At 67.5% G+C, this 24371-nt stretch carries 12 protein-coding genes; 7 read left to right on the top strand and 5 right to left on the bottom strand.

All coding sequences use genetic code 11. The features are described 5' to 3' along the window. Positions 1-689: 689 nt before the first annotated feature. The 4 genes from OD750_RS24300 to OD750_RS24285 all read right to left on the bottom strand — a co-directional run bounded on the left by OD750_RS24300 (position 690) and on the right by OD750_RS24285 (position 8965). Positions 690-3302, bottom strand: coding sequence for a glycosyltransferase family 2 protein (locus OD750_RS24300; protein WP_263541213.1), 2613 nt, complete (start codon positions 3300-3302; stop codon positions 690-692). Between the two features lie 203 nt (positions 3303-3505). Further along, positions 3506-4210: a TVP38/TMEM64 family protein gene (locus tag OD750_RS24295; RefSeq protein WP_263541212.1), complete on the bottom strand. Its 705-nt coding sequence runs from the start codon at positions 4208-4210 to the stop codon at positions 3506-3508. 118 nt (positions 4211-4328) lie between these two features. Next, positions 4329-8159 (bottom strand): Calx-beta domain-containing protein, encoded by a 3831-nt coding sequence (locus OD750_RS24290; protein WP_263541211.1) that lies wholly within the window; start codon positions 8157-8159, stop codon positions 4329-4331. 338 nt (positions 8160-8497) lie between these two features. Further along, on the bottom strand, positions 8498-8965 hold the full coding sequence (locus OD750_RS24285; RefSeq protein ID WP_263541210.1) for a Dps family protein: 468 nt from the start codon (positions 8963-8965) through the stop codon (positions 8498-8500). Between the two features lie 144 nt (positions 8966-9109). Here OD750_RS24285 and hrpA point away from each other — a divergent pair, with 144 nt between their 5' ends. Continuing rightward, positions 9110-13015, top strand: a complete 3906-nt coding sequence (gene hrpA / locus OD750_RS24280; protein ID WP_263541209.1) for an ATP-dependent RNA helicase HrpA — start codon at positions 9110-9112, stop codon at positions 13013-13015. 4 nt (positions 13016-13019) lie between these two features. Here hrpA and OD750_RS24275 read toward each other — a convergent pair whose 3' ends face one another. After that, positions 13020-14333 carry a GntP family permease gene (locus tag OD750_RS24275; protein WP_263541208.1) on the bottom strand — a complete coding sequence of 438 codons (1314 nt, stop codon included), beginning with the start codon at positions 14331-14333 and terminating at the stop codon, positions 13020-13022. 148 nt (positions 14334-14481) lie between these two features. Between OD750_RS24275 and OD750_RS24270 the strand changes: the two genes are divergently transcribed. The 6 genes from OD750_RS24270 to OD750_RS24245 all read left to right on the top strand — a co-directional run bounded on the left by OD750_RS24270 (position 14482) and on the right by OD750_RS24245 (position 24331). Further along, positions 14482-16746 (top strand): TonB-dependent receptor, encoded by a 2265-nt coding sequence (locus OD750_RS24270; RefSeq protein WP_263541207.1) that lies wholly within the window; start codon positions 14482-14484, stop codon positions 16744-16746. Between the two features lie 843 nt (positions 16747-17589). Beyond that, positions 17590-18138: a pilus assembly FimT family protein gene (locus tag OD750_RS24265; protein WP_263541206.1), complete on the top strand. Its 549-nt coding sequence runs from the start codon at positions 17590-17592 to the stop codon at positions 18136-18138. Beyond that, a complete protein-coding gene (gene pilV, locus OD750_RS24260) occupies positions 18132-18710 on the top strand; it encodes a type IV pilus modification protein PilV (protein WP_263541205.1) in 579 nt (192 codons plus the stop codon). The genes OD750_RS24265 and pilV overlap by 7 nt, the downstream gene beginning before the upstream one ends. Next, positions 18707-19981: a PilW family protein gene (locus OD750_RS24255; protein WP_263541204.1), complete on the top strand. Its 1275-nt coding sequence runs from the start codon at positions 18707-18709 to the stop codon at positions 19979-19981. Before pilV ends, OD750_RS24255 begins: the two co-directional genes overlap by 4 nt. A 12-nt stretch (positions 19982-19993) precedes the next feature. Further along, complete coding sequence (locus OD750_RS24250; protein ID WP_263541203.1) at positions 19994-20686, top strand: pilus assembly PilX family protein; 693 nt, start codon at positions 19994-19996, stop codon at positions 20684-20686. A 681-nt stretch (positions 20687-21367) separates the two neighbouring features. Next, positions 21368-24331, top strand: a complete 2964-nt coding sequence (locus OD750_RS24245; RefSeq protein WP_263541201.1) for a pilus assembly protein — start codon at positions 21368-21370, stop codon at positions 24329-24331. Positions 24332-24371 lie beyond the last annotated feature (40 nt).

Genomic DNA, 24371 nt, shown 5'->3' with positions numbered 1-24371 from the left:
TGACCGCCTTGTGCGCGGTGCTAGTCTGAGACGACTGCAGCGAGCTTTGTATTGCGCTCAATGCGGCGAGCTTTGGCTTCTAGCCGGACGAAACGGCAACGAAGACCGATGCGTCGCCCCCTCACCCAACCCTCTCCCCCAAAAGCGTTTGGGGGAGAGGGCTAGGCGTGGCGTGACTTGGTGTCCATGTGTTTACTTTGCGTAAAAGCTGGATGACTCGCCGCATCCGCGGCTCGGCCTTCGGCCCATTCGCTACGCGAATGTTCGCTTCGGCATCCATGCCTACGCAGTCCGGCCTCCGCCGGTATGGCGAGCGAAAGATCGCGACGGCGTTGCTTCTGGCGGCAGGAAGCCGCCCGCTCTACCCGGGGCCCCGTCGGTCGCGGCGAGATTGCGGAGGAAAAGCCCGAGCAGCGGGTGCGCGCAGTTCGTTGACGGGCCATGGATGGCCCATCAACGAACCCCGGAGCGATCTCGCGGAGTCGGAGGGCATGGATGCCCGGAGACCGCGGCCGTCGGGGTGCCCTTGGAGGGTGCAGGGAGGGGTTGGGCAAGCAACCTCTCCTTGCTCGCTCGCGGCAGCGAGCGAAACGCTTTGTTTAAAGCCGGGCAAAAACTACAAAGCGACAATCAAGGGCTGGATCCCAGCGTTCGCTGGATGACGAGCCAAAGACGACGAGCGGAAAGCGTCAACCCGCATTCTCACCGGAGCGATGCGCGATCCAGGCGCCAATGAGCGCCGACACGTACGGAATCGCCTGCGCCGCGAGCACGATCATCCACAACTCGCCCTCGACGTACTGGAACCCGTAGAACACGGCCATGCCGGCGATCGCCAGCATCAGCGCGACGAACATCAAGAGTTCCTCGCGCACCGACGAGAACGCGCTCGGGCGCTTGCCGATGCGCCGGCTCTTGGCCGTGCGCACGAACTCGCCCTTCTTCTTGGCGAGCCCCATGAAGATGCCGCGCGCGATCGCGTGCGACAGCGCCATGCTCGCGATCGACGCCATGATCGTGTCCTTCCACGAGCACGGCACGCGCACGCGGTACAGCGCGATGCCGAACACGGCTTTCGAAATGAAGAAGCCCATGATCGGCACGAGGAACAGCTGCAGCGGCAGGTTGAAATACTTCGGCAGGCCGAGCATCAGCGCCGTCCAGAACAGCGCCATCGTCGTGAACACGAGGTGCAGCGCGTCGGCGAACCAGCTGAACCAGCCCGTCAGGAAGTGGAAGCGCTGGCCCGCGCTGAGCGGTCCCTTGCGCGTGAGCCAGCTCCAGCGCGCCTTCAGAATCTGCATCGCGCCGAACGCCCAGCGGTAGCGCTGCGACTTGTACGCGGTGAAGTCGGCCGGCGTCAGGCCGCGGCCCATCACCTCGTCGACGTAGACGAGATCCATGCCTTCCTGCATCAGCCGCAGGCCGAGCTCGGCGTCTTCGCAGATCGTCCATTCCGACCAGCTGCCGGTGCGCTCGAGCGCTTCGCGGCGCACCATCGTCATCGTGCCGTGCTGGATGATCGCGTTGCGTTCGTTGCGATGGTGCATGCCGATGCGGAAGAAGCCGTCGTACTCCCAGTTCGTCATGCGGCGGAAGCTGTTGTGCTCCCAGTCGCGGTGCGCCTGCGGGCACTGCACCACGGCCACTTTCGGATCGTGGAAATAGCCGGTCAGCGCTTTGAGCCAGTCGGCGCGCACCGCGTAGTCGGCGTCGACCGCGGCGATGACTTCGGCGCGCGGATCGGTTTCCTTCAAGCCGAAGTTCAGCGCGCCGGCCTTGAAGCCGGGCCACGGATTCAGGTGGAAGAAGCGGAACTTCGGGCCGAGCTTTTCGCAGTGTTCCTCGACCGGTTTCCACACCGCTTCGTTCTTCGTGTTGTTGTCGATCACGAGCACTTCGAAGTTCTCGTAGTCGAGCGCGGCGAGCGAATCGAGCGTCAGGATGACCATCTCGGGCGGCTCGTTGCAGCACGCGAGATGGATCGACACGAACGGCTGGCGTTCGTCCGGCGCCGGCGTGAGCAGGCCGAACTTGCGCAGCCACGTGCGCAGCCAGATCACCTCGGTGAACTCGAACGCGTTGATCAGGAGGATGCCGATGATCGCCAGCTGCGCGGGCAGGAGCACGATCAGCATCGCCCAGTCGACCGGGTCGAGATAGAAGGTGTACGGCACCGTGATCGACCAGACGAGCACGCCGGCCGACAGCTGGATCAGCGCGAGCATGAACAGTTTGCCCGCGGTGCGGAAGCGCGCGAACTGCCAGGCGAACCACAGCATCGGCAGGAACGCGAGCGCGGACGCCGCAAACGCCTTCCACGGCCAGTTCGAATCTTCGATGACCGGACCGATCATCTTGAACTTCGGCAGGCGGTCGGCGCCGAAGATGCCCCAGTACGCGCCGGCGCGCCCCTCGGCCTCTTCCTTCCAGGGCTGGTCGAACGCCTCCATCAGGTAGTAGTCGAGATTCAGGTCGCGCGCGACGTTGAGCCAGTCGCGGATGAAATGCGCTTCCTCCGACAGCGTCGGCACGGCGAACATCTTGCGGTCGCCGTAGCTCGGCCAGCCCACTTCGCCGATGACCACCTTCTTGTTCGGGTACAGCGTCTGCAGTTCGCGGTAGTTGAACAGCGCGGCGTTGATGGCGTCCTTGCGCGCGACGCCTTCCCAGTACGGCAGAAGGTGCACGGTGATGAAGTCGACGTGCTCGACGAGTTCGGGATATTTCTTCCAGATGTGCGCGGGCTCCGCGGTCGACACCGGCTGGCGGATCGCCGCGCGCGCGCGATCGAGGTAGTCGATCATCTGCGCGACCGTGAGATCGTCGCGCAGCATCGTCTCGTTGCCGATCATCACGCGGTCGATGTTCGGCCAGCGCGCCGCCGCGCTGATCGCCGCGGCGAGTTCGAGCTCGTTGTGTTCGAGGCGGCGGTCGAGCCATGCGCCGGCCATCACGTTGAGGCCGAGATCGCGCGCCAGGCGCGGGATCGCGGCGCTCTCGAGCGACGAGTAGGTGCGCACGCGCTTGCCGTGGTCGGCGATGATGCGCAGGTCGGCGGCGAGCTCGTCGTCGCTCGGGTAGTTGTCGCGCAGCGGGCTCTGGTAGCGCTGGAACGCGGAGAACGCGAAACCCTCGACCTTGCCCTCCCAGTTCGCGATGTTCACCGGGCGGTTGATGAACGCCCACAGGCCGACGTTCAGGGCCGCCACGACGAGCGCCAGGAAGAAGGCGCCCCACAGCGACCGTTTCGGCGCAGCGGGCGGGGTCGGGCTGGCTTCGATAATTCGCGGCTCTTCCATTAGAACTCGTGCGGGGTTCGATCGGCGCGGATCGGGATGCGGGTGGTTCCGGTCAGTGCCGTCGACCCGTCGCGCGGACCGCGGCTCTCGTTATTTGCGCATCGCGAGCACGGACGCAGCGGCGAGCAAGGAAACGGCGCGCAGCATAGCCCATGCGCGAACGGGCTCACAACGCGAAAACGCGCCGGAGCGGGGCCGGACGATCAGCTGCCGCCGCGGCCGCGCAAGCGCTTGATCGCGATCGGCGCCAGCGACAGCGCGGCGAGCGCGAGCACGGGCACGAGGACGTGCGGGTCGGTCAGGAGTTTCGCGCCGATTTCGCCGTGCGCGGCGATGTTCTTGACGAGCCCGGCGCCGAGCGTGGTTTCGATCGCGGTGGTCAGGCTGCCGCCCACGCCGGTCGCGAGCGCGAACAGCCAGGCCGGGCAGCGCAGCCACGCGAGCGCCATGGTCACGGCGCCGAACGGGAAGAACGGCACCAGGCGCAGAAAGAAGGTGTAGCTGACGGGGTGCGCGGCGTAGCCGGCGCGCAGGCGTTCGACCAGTGCCGGCGGCGCCTCGCCGTGGCTGTGGTCGCCGAACGCGTAGCGGCTGGCGAAGAACAGGATCAGGGCGCCGAGCGTCACCGCGAAGCTCGACAGCAACGTGCCCCAGACGATGCCGAACAGCATGCCGCCGAGGAAGATCAGCACGACGGCACCGGGAATGCCGGTGGAAATCGCGAGCGTCAGCACCGCGACGTGGATCAGCCGCGACAGCACCGGATGCTCGACGACGTAGATTTCCAGCAGCGCCTCCTGCTGCGGCAGGGCGTCCGGCCGGAAGCGGTCGAGCGCGCCGGAAAAGAACAGGGCGACGCCGACCCCGACGAGCAGGATCAGCGGCAACAGCGAACGCAATCGTTTCATTCGCGGGTTATTCCGGCGTGTCGCATCAGTGGCGGTACAAAAAGCTTGGGGCCGGTTTCCCGGCCCCAAGGTGCACGCGGCCGTTGGCCGGCCGCCTAGGATAGTCGACTTTCGCCGACTACTGGGCTTCGAACCCGTTCGCGAAGATCTGATCCGTCGCGAGCTTGAACACGAAGCCGTCGTGGTCGGAGACGCCGATCGCCGGATGCGGGCACAGCGGCGGAGCCGGGGTCGGCACGATGTTGCACTGGCGCTCGACCTCGGCCGGTGCGTCCTCGTCGGCGCGGCCGTAGTCGAAGCCGGTGAACATGCGCTTGGCCGCCGTGCTCAGCAGCGCGTGGTCGAGCACCTGCTGCGTCGGCACGTCGCGGGTGTTGAAGCCCTGGATCTGGCCGAAGTTCTCGGTGAACAGGAACGAGTACTGCTCGTTCAGCGGCAGCGACGTGACGGCGTTCCACAGGCTCGGCGCGACGATGTTCGCGCCGAGATCGAGGAGGTTCGCCGCGTCGTCGTACGTGCCGGCCATGAGGCCCACGACGTCGGTCCAGCCGTCGGTGAACTGGTACGCGTTGAAGTCGCCGACGATCGCGAACGGCACGTTCGGATGCGCCGTCTGATACGCCTGGATCTGCTGCGCGTGGTACTTGCCCTGTTCGAAGCGCTTCAGGCGATTGCGGTCGACGTCGGCCTGCACGCAGGTCGCGCCGCCGGTCTGGTCGGTGCAGCTGCGCGCCTTCGGATGCACGACCATCACCATGAACGGCCGGCTGCCGCCGCCGCCGGTGAAGTTCGCCTCGAGCATCAGCGGCGGACGGTCGTGCAGCAGCGCGGTGGGGCTGCCGGTCGGGTCGTTCCACGTCTGCGTCTTGCCGAGCTGCGTCACGACGATGTTGCTGACGCGGTCGGTGCGGATCAGGAAGCCGACGTCGATGCCGCCGATGTCGTTGCCTTCTTCCAGGCGCGCGGTGTACGGCACGCCGCCGTCGGTCGTGAGCTTCGCGGCGAGCGCGTTGAGCACCGTGATGTTTTCGACTTCTTCGACGCCGAGCACGTCCGGCAGCTTGAGCACGTCCTTCACGTACGCCGACAGGCGCGCGACCTTGGCGTCGAGCCCGGCCTGCGTCGGCGTCGGGTTGAGGCACGGGTCCTGGCCGCTGCCGGCCGAGTTCACCGTGTCGCAGAAGCGCAGCATGTTGTACGCGCCGATCCGCAGGTCGGTCGAACCTTCGCTGTCGCGCACCGGACGCGGGTACGTCGGCGCCTGCGTGACGCTGAACTCGGTCGCCCACAGCTCGTAGTCGCCGAAGTCGTAGCCGAGCACGCCGGTCGCGCTGAACGTCGTGCCGCCGTAGATCGGCGAATCGACCGGCAGCGCGCCGAAGTAGTCGGCGTCGAGTTCGAACATGTCCGGGTTGCCGTCCCACTGGCCCGCGGCCATGTTGCCGGCGGTCGGCACGATCGGGAACAGGATGCCCGGTTCGCGCACGCCGCGGCGGCCGTTCGCGGTCACGAACACTTCGGCGAACGTTTCCGTCGCCGGGCTGCCGAAGCGCTGGTTGCCGGTGTTGACGAGGCCGTTGGCGATGCGAACGCGCATGAACTCGAAGCATTCGTAGTTCGAGCCGCTGGTGACGCAGGTCGGGTTGTTCGGATCCTGCGACGGCACGGTCTCGTTGAATTCGACGGGCGTCGGCAGCGGGTTTGCGACGCTCGTCGTCGCGATCGTCGCGTTCGTGATTTCGGTCAGGCCGTTGAACTCGGTGATCGTTCCGGTGACGTCGACCATGTCGCCGACGGCGACGGTCGGCGCCGTGCTCGTGAACACGTAGATGCCTTCGGACGTGTTGATGTCGGCGTCGGCGCGCACGTCCGGCGCCTGCATCGTAAAGCCCTGCGGACCCTTGCCCGTGACGATGTTGCCGCGCGTGACGACCGTGCCCGAGCGCGTCGTCGCGAGGCCGCTGCCCTGCAGGTCGTGGATTTCGAGGAAGTCGTCGTTGGTGATCGTGCCGGTGGCCGTGCCGTCCGTGACGTTCGCCTGCGTGACGTTCGAGAGCGTGACGGTGAGGGTTTCGTCCGGCTCGTACGTCGTGTCGCCGTTGACCGCGATCCGGACCGAAGCGCTGGTCGCGCCTTCCGGTATCGAGCTCAGGGCGTTCGTGGCGCCGGCGTAGTCGCCGTCGGCGATCGTGGCGGTGCCGTCAGCCGTCGAGAACGCGAAGTCGATGCCGCCGGCCGGCGCGGGGCCCGACAGCGTGATCGGGAACGTCAGCATCGCCGTGCCGCTGTTGCCTTCGACGACGCTCGCGTCGCCGATCGCAAGATCGGGTGCCACATCGTCGTTGGTGATCGTGCCGACGCCCTGGGCGTCGTCGATCGTCGCGCCGACCGCGTTGGTCAGGTTCACGAAGAACGTCTCGTTCGATTCGATCTTCGTGTCGCCGTTGACCTGCACGGCGACGCTCGTCGTCGTCATGCCCGGCAGGATCGTGGCGTTGAGGGCGATCGGCGAATAGTCGCCGTCGGCCGTCGTCGCGGTGTCGTCGGCACTCGCGACGTCGACGGTGATGCCGCCCGCCGGCGCCGGCAGCGTCGAGGTGATCGTGAACGTCGCGCTGGCCGTGCCGCTGTCGCCTTCGGTCACCGTCGCGTTGCTGATCGACAGCGTCGGGCTGATCGCGACGTCGTCGTTCGTGATCGTGCCGACGGCCTGCGCATCGGCGATCGACGCGTTCACGGCGTTCGTCAGATTGACGAAATAGGTTTCGTCCGGTTCGGCGGTCGTGTCGCCATTGATCGTGACGTCGAACGTCGCGGTGAGGGCGCCCGGCGCGATCGTCACGCCGCTCGCGCTCGCGGCGGCGAAGTCGTTGTCGGCGGTCGTCGCGGTGTCTTCGACGGTCGCGAGATCGAACGTCGTCGGCAGGCCGGAGACGGCCGACTGCGTGACCGTGAACGTCGCGGTCGTCGTGCCGGCGTTGCCTTCGGTCGTCGACACGTCGGCGATCGACAGCGACGGCTGCGCATCGTCGTTCGCGATCGTGCCGGTCGCGACGAGGTCGCCCGCGGTCGCGTTGGACAGGCCGCTCAGCGTCACCGTCAGCGTTTCGTCGGCCTCGAACTTCGCGTCGCCGATGACGGTGACGGTGATCGTCGTCGACGTCGCGCCGGCCGCGATGCTGCCGGTGCCGCTGTTGGCCGCGTAGTCGCCGTCGGCCGTCGTCGCGGTGCCGTCGCTCGTGGCGAAGCTGAAGCCGACGCCGCCGGCCGGCGCCGCGCCCGACAGCGTGACGTTGAACGTCAGCGTCGCGGTGCCGCCGTTGCCTTCGGTCACGGTCGCGTCGGCGATCGAGATCGACGGGGTCAGCGAGACGCAGGCCGAAGACAGGTTCTGCGGATTGCTCGGCGTCGTCAGCGCGAAGTCGCTCGCGTTGTTGTCGGTGTCGGTGCCGTTGCCCGAAGCGCCGCCCGGCTTGCGCTCGTAGCTCTGGTTCGCCGTGCCCGCGAGCGGCGTCAGCGTCGTGCCTTCCTTGAAAGCCGAACCGGCGCTCAGGCCCGCCGCGTCGATGATGGTGTTGGACGCGTTCGTCAGCGCGATGCCGCCGTCGTCGGTCACGCCGGTCGAGAACGTCTGGTTGCCCGCGACGCTGCCCGAATAGCCGGTGCCCGCGGTGCCGTTCGTCATCAGATAGTGGCAGCCGGGATTCAACGTGGTTCCCGCCGTGATCGTCACGCGGTCGCTGATCGTGCCCGATGCGTTGGACCCGCGAATCTTGAACCCGCCGATCGACTGCGCCGTGCCGCCGGCGTTGTAGATCTCGATGAATTCGTCGTTGCCGCCGTTCGGGCCGCGCGTACGGAATTCGCTGATGACCAGCGTCGCCGCGTTCGCGGAACCGACGCACGCCAACGCGAGTCCGGCAATCAGAGCTCGGTGCTTGCGAAGCATTAGTGTTCCCCACGTCAAAAGAATGCCCGGCCGCGAGCTGCCCGGCGTTTGAATTCAAGGATTGAGATCTTGCGATTCGTCGCGCGCTGCGCCCCGCGGCACGCTTCCCGGCTGTCCGGCTCACGCCGGTTCAGTGCGGCTCGCCCGCCGCACCGGGGCAGACGCGGGCACTCGGCCGCACGCCTGTCGAAAGGCCCCGCAGGCTAACATGCCTATTTGACGTTTTCATGTACCGCAACACCGGGTGGGAACGTGCTGCGGGTCGCCGGTACGGCGCCTTGCGCGCCGCCTGCGGCAAAGGCGCCGCGGATCGTTCGCCGATCCGCGGCGCCCGAGACTTACGCGAGCAGCGAACGCAACATCCAGGCGGTCTTCTCGTGCGCCTGCATGCGCTGAGTCGCCAGATCGGCCGTCGGCTGGTCGTCGGCCTTGTCGGCGAGCTTGAACAGTTCGCGCGCCGTGCGCGCGGCGGTCTCGTGGCCGTCGACGAGCTGGCCGACCATGCCCTTCCAGTCCGGCACCCCGGCTTCTTCCTTGATCGACGAGAGCTTGGCGAACTGGCCGCCCGAGCCCGGTGCGATCACGTCGAGCGAGCGGATGCGCTCGGCGACCTGGTCCATCGACAGCCACAGCTCGTTGTACTGCGTCTCGAACATCAGGTGCAGCGTGTTGAACATCGTGCCGGTGACGTTCCAGTGGAAGCCGTGCGTCTTCAGATACAGCGTGTAGGTGTCGGCAAGAAGGCGCGACAGGCCCTTGGCGATGGCTTCGCGATCCTTCTTGGCAATGCCGATGTCGATACCCATGAATGACTCTCCTTAGCGTGACGAAACGGGTCTACCTTACCGCCAAAGCGGACGGGTCGGCATGAATTCTCGCGATTGCGGCGATAATCGCGGGCTATCATTGACGGTTCATTGAGGCCGGTACCCGGCCGCTCAAGCAGACGAATGTCGGATATCCAACAACTTCGCGGCGCGCTCGACGCCGTCATGACGCGCGACCACGCGCGCCTGACCGGCCGCTGGCGCCGCCTCAAGGAAGCCGGCGCGAACGCGCCGGCGGCCGAAGTCGCAAGGCTCGCGGCCGATATCGAAACCTCGCGCGCGCGCCGCGCGGCGAGGGCCGCGCGCGTGCCCGAGATTCGCGTCGACGAAACGCTGCCGATCGCCGCGCGCGCCGACGAGATCGTCGAACTGATCAAAAAGCATCAGGTGATCGTGCTGGCCGGCGAAACCGGCTCGGGCAAGACGACGCAGCTGCCGAAGCTGTGTCTCGCGGCCGGTCGCGGCGTCGCCGGCCTCGTCGGCTGCACGCAGCCGCGCCGCATCGCCGCACGCAGCGTGGCGCGGCGCGTGGCCGAGGAGCTCGGCAGCGCGGTCGGCGATCTCGTCGGCTTCCAGGTGCGCTTCAACGACCAGGTGTCGGACGCCTCGCTCGTGAAGTTCATGACCGACGGCATCCTGCTCGCCGAAACGCAGGGCGACGGCTGGCTCAACGCCTACGACACGATCATTCTCGACGAGGCGCACGAGCGCAGCCTCAACATCGATTTCCTGCTCGGGTATCTGAAGCGCCTGCTCGCGAAGCGGCGCGACCTCAAGCTCATCGTCACGTCGGCGACGATCGACACGGCGCGCTTCGCGCAGCATTTCGGCGACGCGCCGGTCGTCAGCGTCGAGGGCCGCAGCTATCCGGTCGAGGTGCGCTGGCGCCCGCCGCCGGAGCGCGGCGAGACGAGCCTGACCGAACAGATCGTCGCGGCGGTCGACGAGATCACCTCGGAAGATCCGCGCGGCGACGTGCTCGTGTTCCTGCCCGGCGAACGCGAAATCCGCGACGCGCATCTCGCGCTTGCGCGCCGGCAGTACCGCGCGACCGAAGTGCTGCCGCTGTACGCGCGCCTCTCGGCGAACGACCAGGACCGCGTGTTCAAGCCCGGCTCGCTGCGGCGCATCGTGCTGGCGACGAACGTCGCCGAAACGTCGCTGACGGTGCCGCGCATCCGCTACGTCGTCGACACCGGCACCGCGCGCGTCAAGCGCTACACGCCGCGCTCGCAGCTCGAGCGCCTGCACATCGAGCCGATCTCGCAGGCCGCCGCCGAACAGCGCAAGGGCCGCTGCGGCCGCGTCGGTCCGGGCGTATGCCTGCGCCTGTACGGCGAGGACGACTTCTCGCAGCGCGCGCGCTACACCGATCCGGAAATCCTGCGCACGTCGCTCGCCGGCGTCATTTTGCGCATGCTCAATCTGCGCCTGGGCGAAGTGGACGAATTCCCGTTCGTCGAAGCGCCGCCCGAACGCGCGATCGGCGACGGCTACCGGCGCCTGTCCGAACTCGGCGCGATCGACGAGCGCAAGCGCCTGACGGCGATCGGCCGCACGCTCGCGCAGCTGCCGATCGACGTGTCGCTCGGCCGCATGCTGATCGAGTCGCGCGAACGCGGCGCGCTCGACGAGCTGTTGATCCTCACGTCGTTCCTGAGCGTGCAGGACCCGCGCGAACGGCCGGCCGACGCGCGGCAGGCGGCCGACCAGGCGCATGCGGCGTTCGCCGATCCGAAGTCCGATTTCGTGTCGGCGCTGAAGCTCTGGCGCGCGCACGCGCAGGCGCACGAGGATCTGTCGCAGTCGAAGCTGCGCGACTGGTGTCATGCGCGGTTCCTGTCGTACCTGCGCATGCGCGAGTGGCGCGAGCTGCATCGGCAGCTGCTGCTGATCGCCGACGAACTCGGCTGGCGCAGCGCGCCCGCGGCGCCGGCGGATAAAAAAGGCAAAAGCGCAAAAGTGCAGGAGGCGCCGGCCGACGGCGCGCTCCCGGCGGCGGAATTCGAAGCGGTGCATCGCTGTCTGCTGTCGGGCTGGCCGACGCAGGTGGGCCACAAGGACGAACGCGGCCAGTACCGCGCGACGCGCGAGCGGCGCTTCCAGATTTTCCCGGGTTCGTCGGTCGCCAAGGCGCCGCCGCCGTGGGTGCTCGCCGGGCAGATTCTCGATTTGCAAAAAGTATACGGCATGCTGTGCGCGCGCGTCGAACCGGAATGGATCGAGCAGCAGGCCGCGCATCTGGTCAAGCGCAGCTGGCGCGACGAGCACTGGTCGAAGAAGCGCGGCGCGGTGCTCGCTTACGAGCAGGTGAGCCTGTTCGGCCTGATTCTCGTCGAGAAGCGCGCCGTGCAGTTCGGCGAGCAGAATCCCGCACTCGCGCATGAGGTGTTCGTGCGCGAAGCGCTCGCGCGCGGAGACATCGACGCGAAGGCCGACTTCGTGCGCGCGAATGCGCGCGTGCTCGCCGAGGCGCACGAACTCGAAGCCAAGCAGCGTCGCGCGGGACTCGTGAAAGACGACGTCGCGCTCGCCGCCTGGTATGCCGGCAAGCTGCCGGCCGACATCAGCACGAGCGCCGCGCTCGACGCGTGGTACCGCCGTGCGAGCGGCGCCGAGCAGGCGGCGCTGCGCTGGTCGCTCGCGGACGTGCTCGGCGCGACGCCCGGCATCGCCGTGCAGGATTTTCCGACGCGGCTGGAATTCGCCGGCCACAAGCTCAAGCTCGAGTATCGCTTCGTGCCGGGCGACGCGGCCGACGGCGTCAGCTTGCAGGTGCCGCTCGCGTTCGTGAACGCCGTGAGCGCCGCGCGCTGCGACTGGCTCGTGCCGGGCCTGCTGCCGGAAAAAGTGGCCGAGCTGATCCGAGGGCTGCCCAAGGCGCTGCGCCGCAACTTCGTGCCCGCGCCGGATTTCGCGCGCGCGTTCGCCGAAAGCGAACGGCCGCGCGACGCGCCGGTCGCCGCGGTGCTCGCGGCGTATCTCAAGCGCGTGACGGGCGTCGACGTCGGCGCGGCCGACTTCGCCGGCGTCGAACTGCCGCCGCATCTGTCGATGCACTATCGCGTCTACGACGAGCACGGACGCACGCTCGCCGACGGCCGCGATCTCGCGCTGATCCAGTCGAACTGGGGCGGCGCCGCGCGCGCCGCGTTCTCGCGCCAGGCCGACGCGGAACTCACGCGCGAGGACGTCGACGGCTTCGACTTCGCCGAGATTCCCGATTCGATCGTCGGCGACGGCGGGCTGACCGCGTTTCCGGCGCTGGTCGATCTCGGCGACAGCGTGGCGCTGCGCGTGTTCGAGCGGCGCGACGAGGCGCGCACGGAGCATCGCGCCGGCGTCGTGCGGCTGTTGCGCCGCGCGCTCGCCGAAAAGCTCAAGCAGGCGCGCCGGCAGCTGCCGATCAATCATGCGCTGGCGCTCAAATACGCCGGCATCGCGAGCGTCGATTCGTTGCGCGAGGATCTCGTGGAAGCCGCGTTCGGCGAGCTGATCGCCGCGCGCACGCTCGACGTGCGGCGGCGCGACGACTTCGCGCACGTCGAGGCCGAACTGTCGCGGCAGCTGTTTCCGACGGCGGTCGAGTGGCTGCGCCTGATCGAGGAAGTGCTCGCCGCCTACGCCGAACTCGGACCGTGGATGACGCCGCCGCTGATGGGCTACGGACGCGCGAACTACGACGACCTGCGCGAGCAGCTCGACTCGCTGGTGCATCCGGGATTCGCGCGCGAAGTGGACAAGGCGCGCCTGACGCACTACCCGCGCTATCTCAAGGCGATGCGGCTGCGCGCCGAGCGGCTGCGCCAGGACGCCACGCGCGACCAGGCGCGCATGCTGACGGTGCAAGGCTACTGGCGCGAGTATTTGAAGCGCCGCGCGAGCGGCGGCACTGACGCCTCGCTCGACGAACTGCGCTGGCTGATCGAGGAACTGCGCGTATCGCTGTTCGCGCAGGAGCTGCGTACGCCCGAGCCGGTGTCGGCGAAGCGGCTGCAGAAGGCGCTCGAAGCGCTGCCGGATCGCTGAGCGTTCAGAGCCCCAGCGAGAAGCACACGAGACAGACGATCAGCCCGAGCGTCGGCACGGCCATCGTCATCGCCGCCATCGGCCAGTACGCGGCCTTGTGCGTTTCGCCGCAGATCGCGCGGATCGTCGTCACGATGTAGCCGTTGTGCGGCATCGCGTCGAGCGCGCCCGACGCGAGCGCGACGCTGCGGTGCAACTGGTCGGCACTGACGCCCTGCCCGAGATACAGCGGCGCGAGGATCGGCAGCGCGATGGCCTGTCCGCCTGACGCGCTGCCGGTCATCGCGGCGATGAGGCTCACCGCGATCGCCGCGTTGACGATGCCGCCGCCCGGCAGGTGCGTGATCCACGCGACCGTATCGGCGAACGCCGGCGCCGCCTTCGCGACCGCGCCGAAACCCACGACCGCCGCCGTGTTGCCGATCGCCACGAGCGCACCGGTGCTGCCGTCGGCGAGTGCCTTGCCCGGCATGCGCAGATGCCGCCAGCCGAGCGCCGCGGTCGCGACGCAGCCGGCGAACAGCGCGACGATCAGCGCGCCGGTGTGCAGCGTCTCGTGCAGCGCGAAGCTCAGCGCCAGCACCAGCGCGAGCGGCACGAGCGACAGGAGCGGCGAGGGCAGGTCGGTGCGCGAAACCTGCGGATCGTCCTCGCGCGCCTCGAAACGCTCTCCGCGCGCCTTGGCGTTGGCGAGCATGCGGTTGAGCCACCAGTGGCCGAGCAAGGCCATCACGATCGCCGCGACGAGGCTCGCCTCCCAGGCGGCCCACGGCGAAGTTTTGAGAAATTTGATCGGAATCCAGTTCTGGATTTCCGGCGATCCGGCCGCCGTCATCGTGATCGTGATCGAACCGAACCCGAGTGCAGCGGGTATGAAGCGTCGCGGCAGATCGGCCGCACGGAACAGCGACAGCGCCGTGGGATACACCGAAAACGCGACGACGAACAGGCTCACGCCGCCGTAGGTGAGCACGACGCAGGCGAGCACGACCGCCAGCGCCGCATGGCGCACGCCGATGCGGTCGATCACCCAGCGCGCGACGCTTTCCGCCGCGCCGCTGTCTTCCATCAGCTTGCCGAAGATCGAACCGAGCAGGAACATGAAGAACCAGCTCGCGATGAAGCCGGAGAAACCCGACATATAGGTGCCGACCAGATCGTTCGTCGCCACCGCGTCGCCCGCGGGCAAGAGCGGCAGGCCGCTCGTCAGCGCCACGACCGCGGCGCACAGCGGCGTCGCGATGAACAGGTTCACGCCGCGCATGGCCAGTGCGATCAACAGCGCGAGGCCTCCGGCCAGGCCGATAAAACTCAACATGCACGACTCCTGCGACGATTGGGCGGAGTATCGGCAGCGGCCTTTCGGCGTCCCATCGGACCAAGGTACAAGTGTCTCGCCGCCCACACGGATTTAACGTTTCGCCGTCCGCGGCCCGCCGGTCGCCCGTCGCATGCATGAGGGGAACATGAAACGTACACATTGGCTGGCTGGCGATTCCCGCGCTTCGACGCGCCTTGCGCGCACGTCGCTGAGCCTTGCGATCGCGAGCCTTCTCGCCGTTGCCGGCGCGGCGCACGCGGCCGACGCGGCGAACGCGGACGCGGCGGTCGAAGCCGAAGCGCTCGCGCAGAACGAGAGCGAGAGTCGCGACGCGTCGAAGCTCGACACCGTGACGGTGACCGCGCGCAAGCGCGAGGAGACGCTGCAGGACGTGCCGATCTCGGTCACCGCGTTCACCGCCGATTCGCTCGACAAACTCAACGTCACCGACATCAGCGACCTGCAAGGCAAGGTGCCGAACCTCACGATCTACGCCGCGCGCGGTTCGAACACCACGCTGACCGCGTACATTCGCGGCATCGGCCAGTCCGATCCGCTGTGGGGCTTCGAGCCCGGCGTCGGCATCTATCTCGACGACGTCTACGTCGCACGTCCGCAGGGCGCGCTGCTCGACGTGTTCGACGTCGAACGCATCGAAGTGCTGCGCGGACCGCAAGGCACGCTGTACGGCAAGAACACCGTCGGCGGCGCGTTGAAATACATCTCGCGCGCGCTGCCGACCGAAACCGAAGGCTTCGCGCAGGTCACGCTCGGCAACTACGCCGAACGCGACTTCAAGGCCGCCGTCGGCGGGGCCAACAGCGACGGCACGTGGCGCGGTCGCGTCGCGTTCGCGTCGATGAACCACGACGGCTTCGGCGAAAACCTCGTCACCGGCGAGGATGTCAGCGACAAGGACACGACCGCCGTGCGCGGCAGCCTCGGCTTCTTCCCGAACGACCATTTCAACGCGACGCTCTCGTTCGACGCGATCAACGACCATTCGAACGTCCGCGGCGCCAAGCGCCTCGCGCTCAATCCGTTCGATCCGACGCACACGCCGCCGAACGACAACGACTACGACGTGCAGAACGGCATGCCGAACGTCAACGAAACCGAGATGCGCGGCGAGTCGTTCGTGATGAATTTCCTGCCGGGCGGCGACTTCAGCTTCAAGTCGGTCACCGCGTACCGCAAGTCCGATACCGCGACGAACATCGACTTCGACACGCTGCAGGCGAAGATCACCGACGTGCGCGCGTTCTACGGCGACAACCAGTTCTCGCAGGAAGTGCAGGCGAACTACGACGGCGGCGGCGCGTTCCACGCGGTCGGCGGCATCTACTATTTCCGCGGCGAAGCCAGCGGCACCATTCTGAACAATTTCTTGAATGCGTCGTTCGGCACGACGACCGGCACCGTCGACACCGACAGCATCGCCGCGTACGCCGACGGCACGTACCAGTTCAACGAGAAGTTCAGCCTGTCGGCCGGCATCCGCTACACGAACGAGGAAAAGAAGGCCGACGTGCTCAACCGCGCGTTCAGCGACGCGACGTTCACGACGCCCGTCGCGACGACGGCCGACTTCGACGGCAAGCTCAGCACGAGCAATTTCTCGCCGCGCTTCTCGCTCGACTACCACGTGACGCCCGACGCCCTGCTGTACGCGTCGGCGTCGCGCGGCTTCAAGTCCGGCGGCTTCAACATCCGCGCGAACGTGGCCGCCGCACCCGATTCGGCCAAGCCGTTCAAGGACGAGCAGGTCGACGCGTTCGAAATCGGCAACAAGCTCGCGCTGTTCGACGGCCGCTTCTTCATCAATACGGCGCTGTTCTACAACAAGTACCGCGACATCCAGCTGTCGGTGTTCACCTCGTACACGTTGCCGAACGGCACGCAGGGCTTCTTCGGCGACTTCACGAACGCCGGCCGCGCACACGTCAGCGGCGCCGAGGTCGAGTTCGCGTGGAAGCCCGACGAATTCTGGACGATCAACGGCAACATCGCGTTCCTCGATCCGAAGTACGACGAGTACATCGATCGCGGCGTCGACGTTTCCGCGCGCCAGCGCTTCACGAACGCGCCGGCGTTCCAGGGCGGCCTCAACATCGAGTACACGACGCCGGTCGGCGAAGGCAGCGTGACCGGCCGCGTCGGCTACCGCTACCAGACCAAGACCGTACCGACGACCGACCTCAGCACCGCGATCGCGCAGGACAAGTACGGCCTGCTCGACGCCGCGCTGATCTGGGATACCGGTGCGGCCTGGAGCTTCGCGCTGCGCGGCACGAACCTGACCGACAAGTCGTACCGTACGACCGGCTACAACATTCCGGCGCTCGGCATTCTCACCGGGTTCTACGGTGCGCCGCGGCAGGTGACGGCGAGCGCGACGTACAAGTTCTGATTGCGCGACGCGGTCCGCCGGCAGACGTCGGCGGACGGTCGTATCTCGCCCGCCGCGTGACGTGACGCACGCGGCGGGCGATGCTTTTCGCGCGTCGTCGCCTGACGGATGGTGCGGTGGCGCGGCCGAGTCTTGGCCTTGGCCGGTCCACTGCACCGCGCATCCCGAATCGGGACACCCGGATTTTCGATCGCGCCCGTCCCGGCCTGGGCATCCGGGCTTTGCACGAATCTGCTCGAACGAATCTGGCGAATCTGGACACCCAGATTCGAGATTCGACGTACCGACGCAAATTGAATCAGATTGAATCTGGACACCCGAACGAATCTGGACACCCGAATTCTCGACGGCGCGTGTCCCGAATCGGGACACCCGACTCTCCGTTCCGTGTGTCCGGAATCTGGAACATCCCGGGTGTCCCGAATCCGGGTGTCCCGAATCCGCAGTTCGAACCCGGACACTCAAGACCCCCGCCCAAGATTCCCGGCGACCGTCTCGATCTCAACTCCGATGCCCGGTTTTCCACGCGCACCGAACTGCTCAAGACCGCTCGTAAGGCGTGGTTCACCGTTGCCGTTCGTCGGACGATGAACGTATGCGTATGTTTCTCGTCGCGTGAGCGACATTCATTCCTGTCGTGCGGGGCTTTAATTCGAGGGGATACCTTCAGGTAGGTTTTGCCCCCGATGCAGTTCAAAAAATATCAACGATCGAAAATTGAGGCGTTGAAGATACGTTGAGTCGTGCAACTGTTGCACCGTCTTGGCCAGGTCGCCTTCCATCACGGGCGGTCGACCGACGAACGTCCGGCCGTACGGACGACGCTGCCCGAGACGCATGCCGATGATCGATCGCCAACCATCGTATTCCCGCATCCCGTACCGCCCGACCGGATTTACGCTGCTCGAACTCATCGCCGCGCTCGCGGTCGTCGCGATCTCGCTGACGCTCGCGGTGCCGAGCTTCCGCGAAATCATGGCGCGGTCGACGACGACGACGATCGCGAACGACCTCGTCGGGGCGTTTGCGCAGGCCCGCGCCGAGGCGGCCAAGCGCGGCGTACAGGTCGCGGTGCTGGGCGCCGGCGGCGGTGCCGACTGGTCGAGCGGCTGGGGCGTCTACGCCGACAGCGGCCGCGACGGCGCCTTCGCCACGAGGGTCGCCGCACACGGCGCGGTCGCCGACGGCTACGCCGTTCGTGCGGGTGGCGGCGCATCGGCGAACCGCGTGGTGTTCGGCGTGCAGGGCGAGCTCGTCGGCGCGGCGAGCGTCGACGTCAACGTCTGCCGGTCCGACCGCAATGCGGCGAAGTCGCGATTCATCCAGGTGCGCGCGAGCGGCATCGTCGTCGCACGCCGCGATACGAGAACGTCGGCCGCACCGTCATGCTAGGGACCTTCTTTTCGTCATCGACCGCCGTTCGTCGGCCGCGTGCCACGCGTGCGCAATCCCGTGCGCGCATCGCCGGTTTCAGCCTGATCGAGGTCATGGTCGCGTTGCTCGTGCTCTCGATCGGCCTGCTCGGCATGGCCGGCTTGCTCGTCGTCGCGGTCAAGACGAATCACAGCGCCTACCTGCGCACGCAGGCCTCGTTCGTCGCGCAGTCGATGGCCGATCGCATGCGCGCGAACTCACGCGCGGTGTGGTCGGGCGCCTACGCGAAGACGTGGCCGCTCGGCGGCGCGGGCAGCGCCGGTGCGTGCATCGCGGCGGCGCCGTGTGATTTCGCGGCGCTCGCCGATCGCGACAACCGCGCGTTCGGCCGCGACCTCGCGCAGTTTCTGCCGAACGCCGACGCGACGATCCGTTGCGTGCGCGGCACCGCGCCCGCGCCGGCCGACACGTCGGGCCGTCCGCCGTATGACGGCCTGTGCACGATCGTCGTCAACTGGAGCGAGGGCAGCCTCGCGCGCCAACAGCCGCAGCCGGACAAGCAGACCTTCGCGTGGAAGTTCCAGCCGTGAAAATCCGACCCGCGTCCCTCCCGCGCCGCAAGACCGGCTTCAGCCTGATCGAACTCATGGTCGCGATGATACTGGGCCTGCTCGTGTCGGCCGGCATCGTCGCGCTGTTCACGACGACGTCGCGGACGAATCTCGTGCAGAACGGTCTCGCACGGATGCAGGAAAACGGCCGCTACGTGATTTCGCGCATCGCGAGCGATCTGCGCATGACGTCGGCGCAGTACTGCAGCAACACGTCGGTCGGCGATGCCGTGTCGACGCCGAACGGTGTGCAGGCGCCGTTGCGTGCGCCGATGCTGCACATTCGCAACTTCACGTTTCCCGACTGGAGCGGCGGCAATCTTTCGGGCGGCGCGTCGGTCGCATTGAGCCCGCGGTATTTCATGCAGGGTTACGACTGCGACGGCTCCGGCTGCCGCCCCGCGACGCCATCGGTGCCGACCACGATACCGGTACCCGGCACCGCCGACGGCAATCGCGTTCGCGGCAGCGACGTCCTCACGGTGCGCTATCTGCGCAACCCGGGCTGGTTCGTCAGCCGGTGCGACTTCGCGAGCAAGGCGATGACCGTCGCACCGGACGCGCTGTCGACGCCGCTATCGGTGCGAAACGGCGACGCCGTGCTCGTCAGCGATTGCTCGAACGCGAACGTTTTCACCGCTCAGGTGGCCGGCAACGTCATCACGCCGTCGTCGCTCGCGACAGGCGCGGAAATCCGCTGCCCGGCGAGCGCGAGCATCAACGATCCGCGCGTCGTCGACGGCGATCCGCGCCTGTTCAATTTCACGAAGGATTTCGTCTCGGTCACGTACTACCTCAAGGTTCGCACCGACGGCGATCCGGACCATCCCGGGCGCGTGGTGCCGGTGCTGATGCGCCGCGAATCCGACGGCGAAGGCGGCATGCGCGAGCAGGAAATCGCCGAGGGCGTCGAGCGGCTCGATTTTCTCTACGGCGTCGAAGACGCCGCAGGACGCATCGCCTTTCTCAATGCCGGCGAGGTGCAGGGCTTTACGAACTGCCCGGCGGCGCCGTCCGGCGTTGCCGTGGAAGCCGGTTGCGGGTGGCGTTCGGTAAAAAGCATCGAAGTGCACTTGTTGTTGAACACGGTCGGCGACGTCGGCGTTGCCGAGGTCGACACGTCTTACCGCTACGGCATCGACGGTCCGGAGATTCGCACGCCGCCCGCGACGTTGCCGTCCGGCCTTCCCGCGGGGCGCATGATGCGGCGCGAATTCGTCGCGCAGGTCACGGCCCGCAACTTCCGCTGACGCGAGGCACGCATGCACCATCACGTCCCGCCCGTTCCGTATCGCCGCCGGCGCCAATCCGGTGCCGCGCTGTTCGTCGCACTGGTTTTTCTGCTGCTGCTGACGCTGCTCGCGCTGACCGCTGCCGGCACGTCGGTATTGCAGGAGCGCATGACCGGCGGTCTGCGCAACGCGCAGCTCGGGCTCATGGGCAGCGAAAGCGCGCTGCGCTACGGCGAATCGTATCTGTGGGGTCTCGCCGGTCGCACCAATGCGGCGAAACGGCTGCTGTTCTACTGCGGCGCCGGCGGCAAGGTCGGCGAAGACGGCGTCGGCTGCTTCGCGCGGGTCTACGGAGGCATCGATCCGCGCGTCGACCGCTTTCGCAGCCGGCCCGGCTATCGGCCGGGCGGCGGCGAGGCGAACGTCGCGAAAATCGATGTCACCGGCCTTTCCGGCGACGAGCAGACCGCGAACCTCGCGTCGCGACCGGTCTACATCGTCGAAGACGTCGGCGAGTTTCGGCCGCCGAACGATCCGGTCGGCGACCGCACCGGCGCGCAGGCCGGCATGACGCAAGGCAAGGGCGGAGCGAGCGATCCGCAGGCGCTGCGCATCTATCGCATCACCGCGCGGTCCGACGGCGGCAATACGAGCGTGCAGCGCGTGTCCGAGAGCACGTTCGTCGCATTGATTCCGAAGGGCTTCAGCCCGGGGGCGCCATGAAGATTCGCCGATACCGCCTTGGCGTCGCGTTTGCGACGAGCGTTTGCGCCGCGGGTGCATCGCACGCCGTCGGCGTCGATCTCGATCCCGCGCCGCCGGATCTCCTCACCGCCGTGAAGCCGAACATCGCGCTGACGTTCGACGACTCGCCCTCGATGTCGCGTGCCTACATGCCGGACGAAGTGGGAGACGGCAGCGCGTCCAACAGCAACGCGACCGGCCCCGGCACGCGGTTTTCCCGCCAGTACTATCACTCCGGCGACAACACGATCTACTACAACCCGTCGATCACGTATCTGCCGCCGCTCAAGCCGGACGGCGTCTCGCGCTTTCCCGACGCGAGCTACAACGCCGCATGGCGCGACGGCATCTGCGCGAACGTTCCGGCCGACGGTTCGCTCGGCGAGTCGTGCACGGCCAACATCGTCAACCTGTCCCGTGCGTTCTATGCGAAGTTCGACTCGTTCGCGGGCGGCCTCGACTACCCGCAACAGAGCAACCAGCTCGCCGCGCGCGACATCCCCGACAGCGTGCGCACCGCGGGCAGGGTGGTTCACGACGGGGGCTTCTACTACGAGCGCTCGGCGAACGGGACGTTGACTCTCGTCGCGATGAACGCGCAGGGCCCCGACCAGAAAAAACTTTGCCAACTGGTATTCGTACTATCGAACGCGCAGCCTGATGGCGCGCTCGTCGCTCGCGACGGCGTTCGCCGGCAGCGGAGATGCGTTCCGCATCGCCTACCAGAACCTGACGAGAAGCCCGTTCGGCGACGACTCGACCATCGAAGCGTTCACCGGGACGGCTCGCGACGCGTTCTTCAAGTGGCTGCTGACCGACCGTGTGAACGGCAGCGGGACGCCCAACCGCCAGGCGATGGGACGCGCGATGACGTTTTTCTCGAGCGGTTTCTCCAATGGCAGGGGAACCGGCGCGAACGGCAGGTTCAATCCCTATTGGGAAAACATCCCGGGGCAACCCAACGGCGGGCGGGAATTGACCTGCCGCCAGAATTTTCACCTGTTCGTGACCGACGGCTACTGGAACCTAGGCACTCCCGCCGACGCCAGCCCCAGGGTATCGGAAGCCTTCGCGTTGCCCGACGGTCGCCAGTACCGGCCGTCCTCGCCGCACACCCGCGTATACGCGAACGAAACCCGGCCGTCCGACAACGCGGCCGCGCCGTCGCTCGCCGACCTCGGCTTTCGCTCGTGGGCGAACGACCTGAGGCCGGACCTTGCGAACCATGTTCCCCAGTACCTCGCCGATTCGCGTACCGGGGTGACCGATCCGGGCACGCGACCGGTCACGCGGCCATTCGACGACGATGAAATCTACTTCAATCCGGCCAACGATCCGGCCACATGGCAGCACATGGTGAACTACACGGTGGGCCTCGGCATCGCCGGTACCTTGCCAAGTTCGACGCCGGAGGAGATGGCCGGAACGATCCGCTCGCTGCGCACCGGCGGCCTGCGCTGGCCGGTGCCGCAGACCAACGAAAGCGACCGGCGCAAGCTCGACGACACGTGGCGCGCGGCGGTCAACAGCCGCGGCGGATTCCTGTCGGCGGGCGATCCGGAAGCGCTGATCCACGGCATCGAAAATCTGCTGCGTTCGGCGACCGCGGATCGCCAGGGCGCAACGACGACGGCGTCGGCGACGTCGGCAATCCTGACGGCGGGCAATCTCGCCTTCGGTACTTCGTACAGCTCCACGACCTGGAGCGGCGACTTGTTCGCGCGGTCGATGGGCGCCGACGGCAAGCCGTCGACGGCGAACCAGTGGAGCGCGGCCACCCAGCTGGCCGCCCGTTCGCCGGCAACGCGCGTGATCGTCACGCACGACGGCAACACCGGCAAGCCGTTCCAGTACGCCTCTTTGTCGGCCGCGCAGAAAAACGTGCTGGATCGGAATCCGGCGCTCGTGACCGGCGACCGCACGCGCCGCGAAAATCCCGCGCACTGGAGCAGCGACGGACTCGGGAGCCGCCGTGTCGACTACCTGCGCGGCGACCGCGCGGCCGAAACCGCAGCGCCGAATTTTCGCGCGCGCACCGGCCTTCTGGGCGCCATCATCGATTCGCAGCCGCTGTACGTCTCATCCGCCGGCGGATTGCGCGATGCGTTCCCGTTCGGTTCGCCCGAACATCGTGCTTATGCTGCCGGCAATTCCTACGAAAACTATGTGCTGGCGAAGCGCGATCGCGCGCCGACGCTCTACGTCGGCTCGAACGACGGCATGCTGCACGCGTTCGATGCGACGAACGGCGCCGAACGCTGGGCGTATGTTCCCGGCACGCTGATCGCGAACGGCCGCATGACGCGCATGACGCAGCCGAGCGGCGGCCTGGTGCCCGGCGCGGACGATTCGCCGATCTCCAACGACGCCTTCATCAACGGGCAGTGGCGGACGGTGCTCGTCGGCACGCTGCGTCTGGGCGGTCGCGGCGTCTACGCGCTGGACATCAGCGACGCGGCGGTCGGCAACGAGACGGCCGTCGCGCGCAAGGTGCTGTGGGAATTCAACAGCGGCGGCGCCGGGGGAGGCAACCTCGGCTACACCTACGGTTCGGCCAACATCGTGCGTCTCAACACGGGCAAGTGGGCCGTCGTGGTCGCGAGCGGCTACTTCCCCGTCGACGGCCTGGACAGCGACGCACCGGCGGCGGCGGCCAACCGCACGTCGCTGTTCGTCCTCGACCTTGAGACCGGCAACGTGATCCGCGAACTGCAGACGCCGGCCAACGTCACGAGCTACGGCCTGTCGCGTCCCGGCGCCTACGACGCCGACGAAAACCTGACGACCGACGTGCTGATGGCCGGCGACCTGGCCGGCAATCTCTGGCGGTTCGACATCGGCGCGGCCGATCCGGGTCAATGGACGGTCAAGCATTTCTTCAAGACCTACGCGCAGGACGGCGATGTCGGCAAGCTGCCGATCACGGTGATGCCGCTCGTCATGGGCGATCGCATCGCGCAGGCGCCGATCTGGATTTTCGGGACCGGCAAGTTCATCGGCGAGCCCGATCGTGAGACGACGGGCGTCGCGACGCAGTCCTTCTTCGGGGTTCGCGATTTCACTTACTCGAACGGTGCCGCGAGCGTGACGTATCCGATCCTGCCGGGTTCGCTCGTCGCGCAGACGCTGAGCGCGGCGGGCGGGAACAACGGTTTGCGCAACCTGACCGCCGCCGACGTGCCGAAAGCGAGCCCCGGCTGGCGCATCGCGTTGCCGCTGGCGGCCGGCGAGCGCAATACCGTAACCGCCACGGCGCTCGACGCGAGCCAGCTCGTCGTGTTGACGTCGCTGATTCCGCTCAGCGGCGGCGATCCGTGTTCGTCGGCGCGTTCGGGCGCGACGATGGTCGTCGATGCGAGCACGGGCGGGGTCGCGTTCAAGGACGCCGAGCGGATGCAGCCGAAAGTGACGATCCCGGGCGGCGACAGGATGACGGTCGGTCGCGTCGTCAGCAACCCGCCGGCATCGGGCAGCGCGACCGTCGGCGTCGGGCAGGGCGGCGGGTCGCTGCAGGTCCTGATCGGCGATACGCCGGCCGACACGCCGCCGATCCGGGTGGATTCGCCGTACTGGACGCGCCAGAGCTGGCGCGAGCTGTTCAACGTCTACGAATCGAACCCCTGATTCGGCCGCGCCGCGGCGGCCGTCCCGCCGCGGCGCTTCT

The sequence above is a fragment of the Tahibacter soli genome (assembly GCF_025717065.2).
GTDB lineage: Bacteria > Pseudomonadota > Gammaproteobacteria > Xanthomonadales > Rhodanobacteraceae > Tahibacter > Tahibacter soli.
Note: the sequence above shows the minus strand (reverse complement) of the source record. Positions and strands in the feature narration are given on the sequence as shown.

Bases quoted from the DNA above. Each gene is read 5' to 3' on its own strand.
- OD750_RS24245 (WP_263541201.1), top strand. From the start codon at position 21,368: ATGGCGCGCTCGTCGCTCGCGACGGCGTTCGCCGGCAGCGGAGATGCG.
- OD750_RS24285 (WP_263541210.1), bottom strand. From the start codon at position 8,965: ATGGGTATCGACATCGGCATTGCCAAGAAGGATCGCGAAGCCATCGCC.
- OD750_RS24265 (WP_263541206.1), top strand. From the start codon at position 17,590: ATGATCGATCGCCAACCATCGTATTCCCGCATCCCGTACCGCCCGACC.
- OD750_RS24275 (WP_263541208.1), bottom strand. From the start codon at position 14,333: ATGTTGAGTTTTATCGGCCTGGCCGGAGGCCTCGCGCTGTTGATCGCA.
- pilV (WP_263541205.1), top strand. From the start codon at position 18,132: ATGCTAGGGACCTTCTTTTCGTCATCGACCGCCGTTCGTCGGCCGCGT.
- hrpA (WP_263541209.1), top strand. From the start codon at position 9,110: ATGTCGGATATCCAACAACTTCGCGGCGCGCTCGACGCCGTCATGACG.
- OD750_RS24295 (WP_263541212.1), bottom strand. From the start codon at position 4,210: ATGAAACGATTGCGTTCGCTGTTGCCGCTGATCCTGCTCGTCGGGGTC.
- OD750_RS24250 (WP_263541203.1), top strand. From the start codon at position 19,994: ATGCACCATCACGTCCCGCCCGTTCCGTATCGCCGCCGGCGCCAATCC.
- OD750_RS24270 (WP_263541207.1), top strand. From the start codon at position 14,482: ATGAAACGTACACATTGGCTGGCTGGCGATTCCCGCGCTTCGACGCGC.
- OD750_RS24290 (WP_263541211.1), bottom strand. From the start codon at position 8,159: ATGCTTCGCAAGCACCGAGCTCTGATTGCCGGACTCGCGTTGGCGTGC.
- OD750_RS24300 (WP_263541213.1), bottom strand. From the start codon at position 3,302: ATGGAAGAGCCGCGAATTATCGAAGCCAGCCCGACCCCGCCCGCTGCG.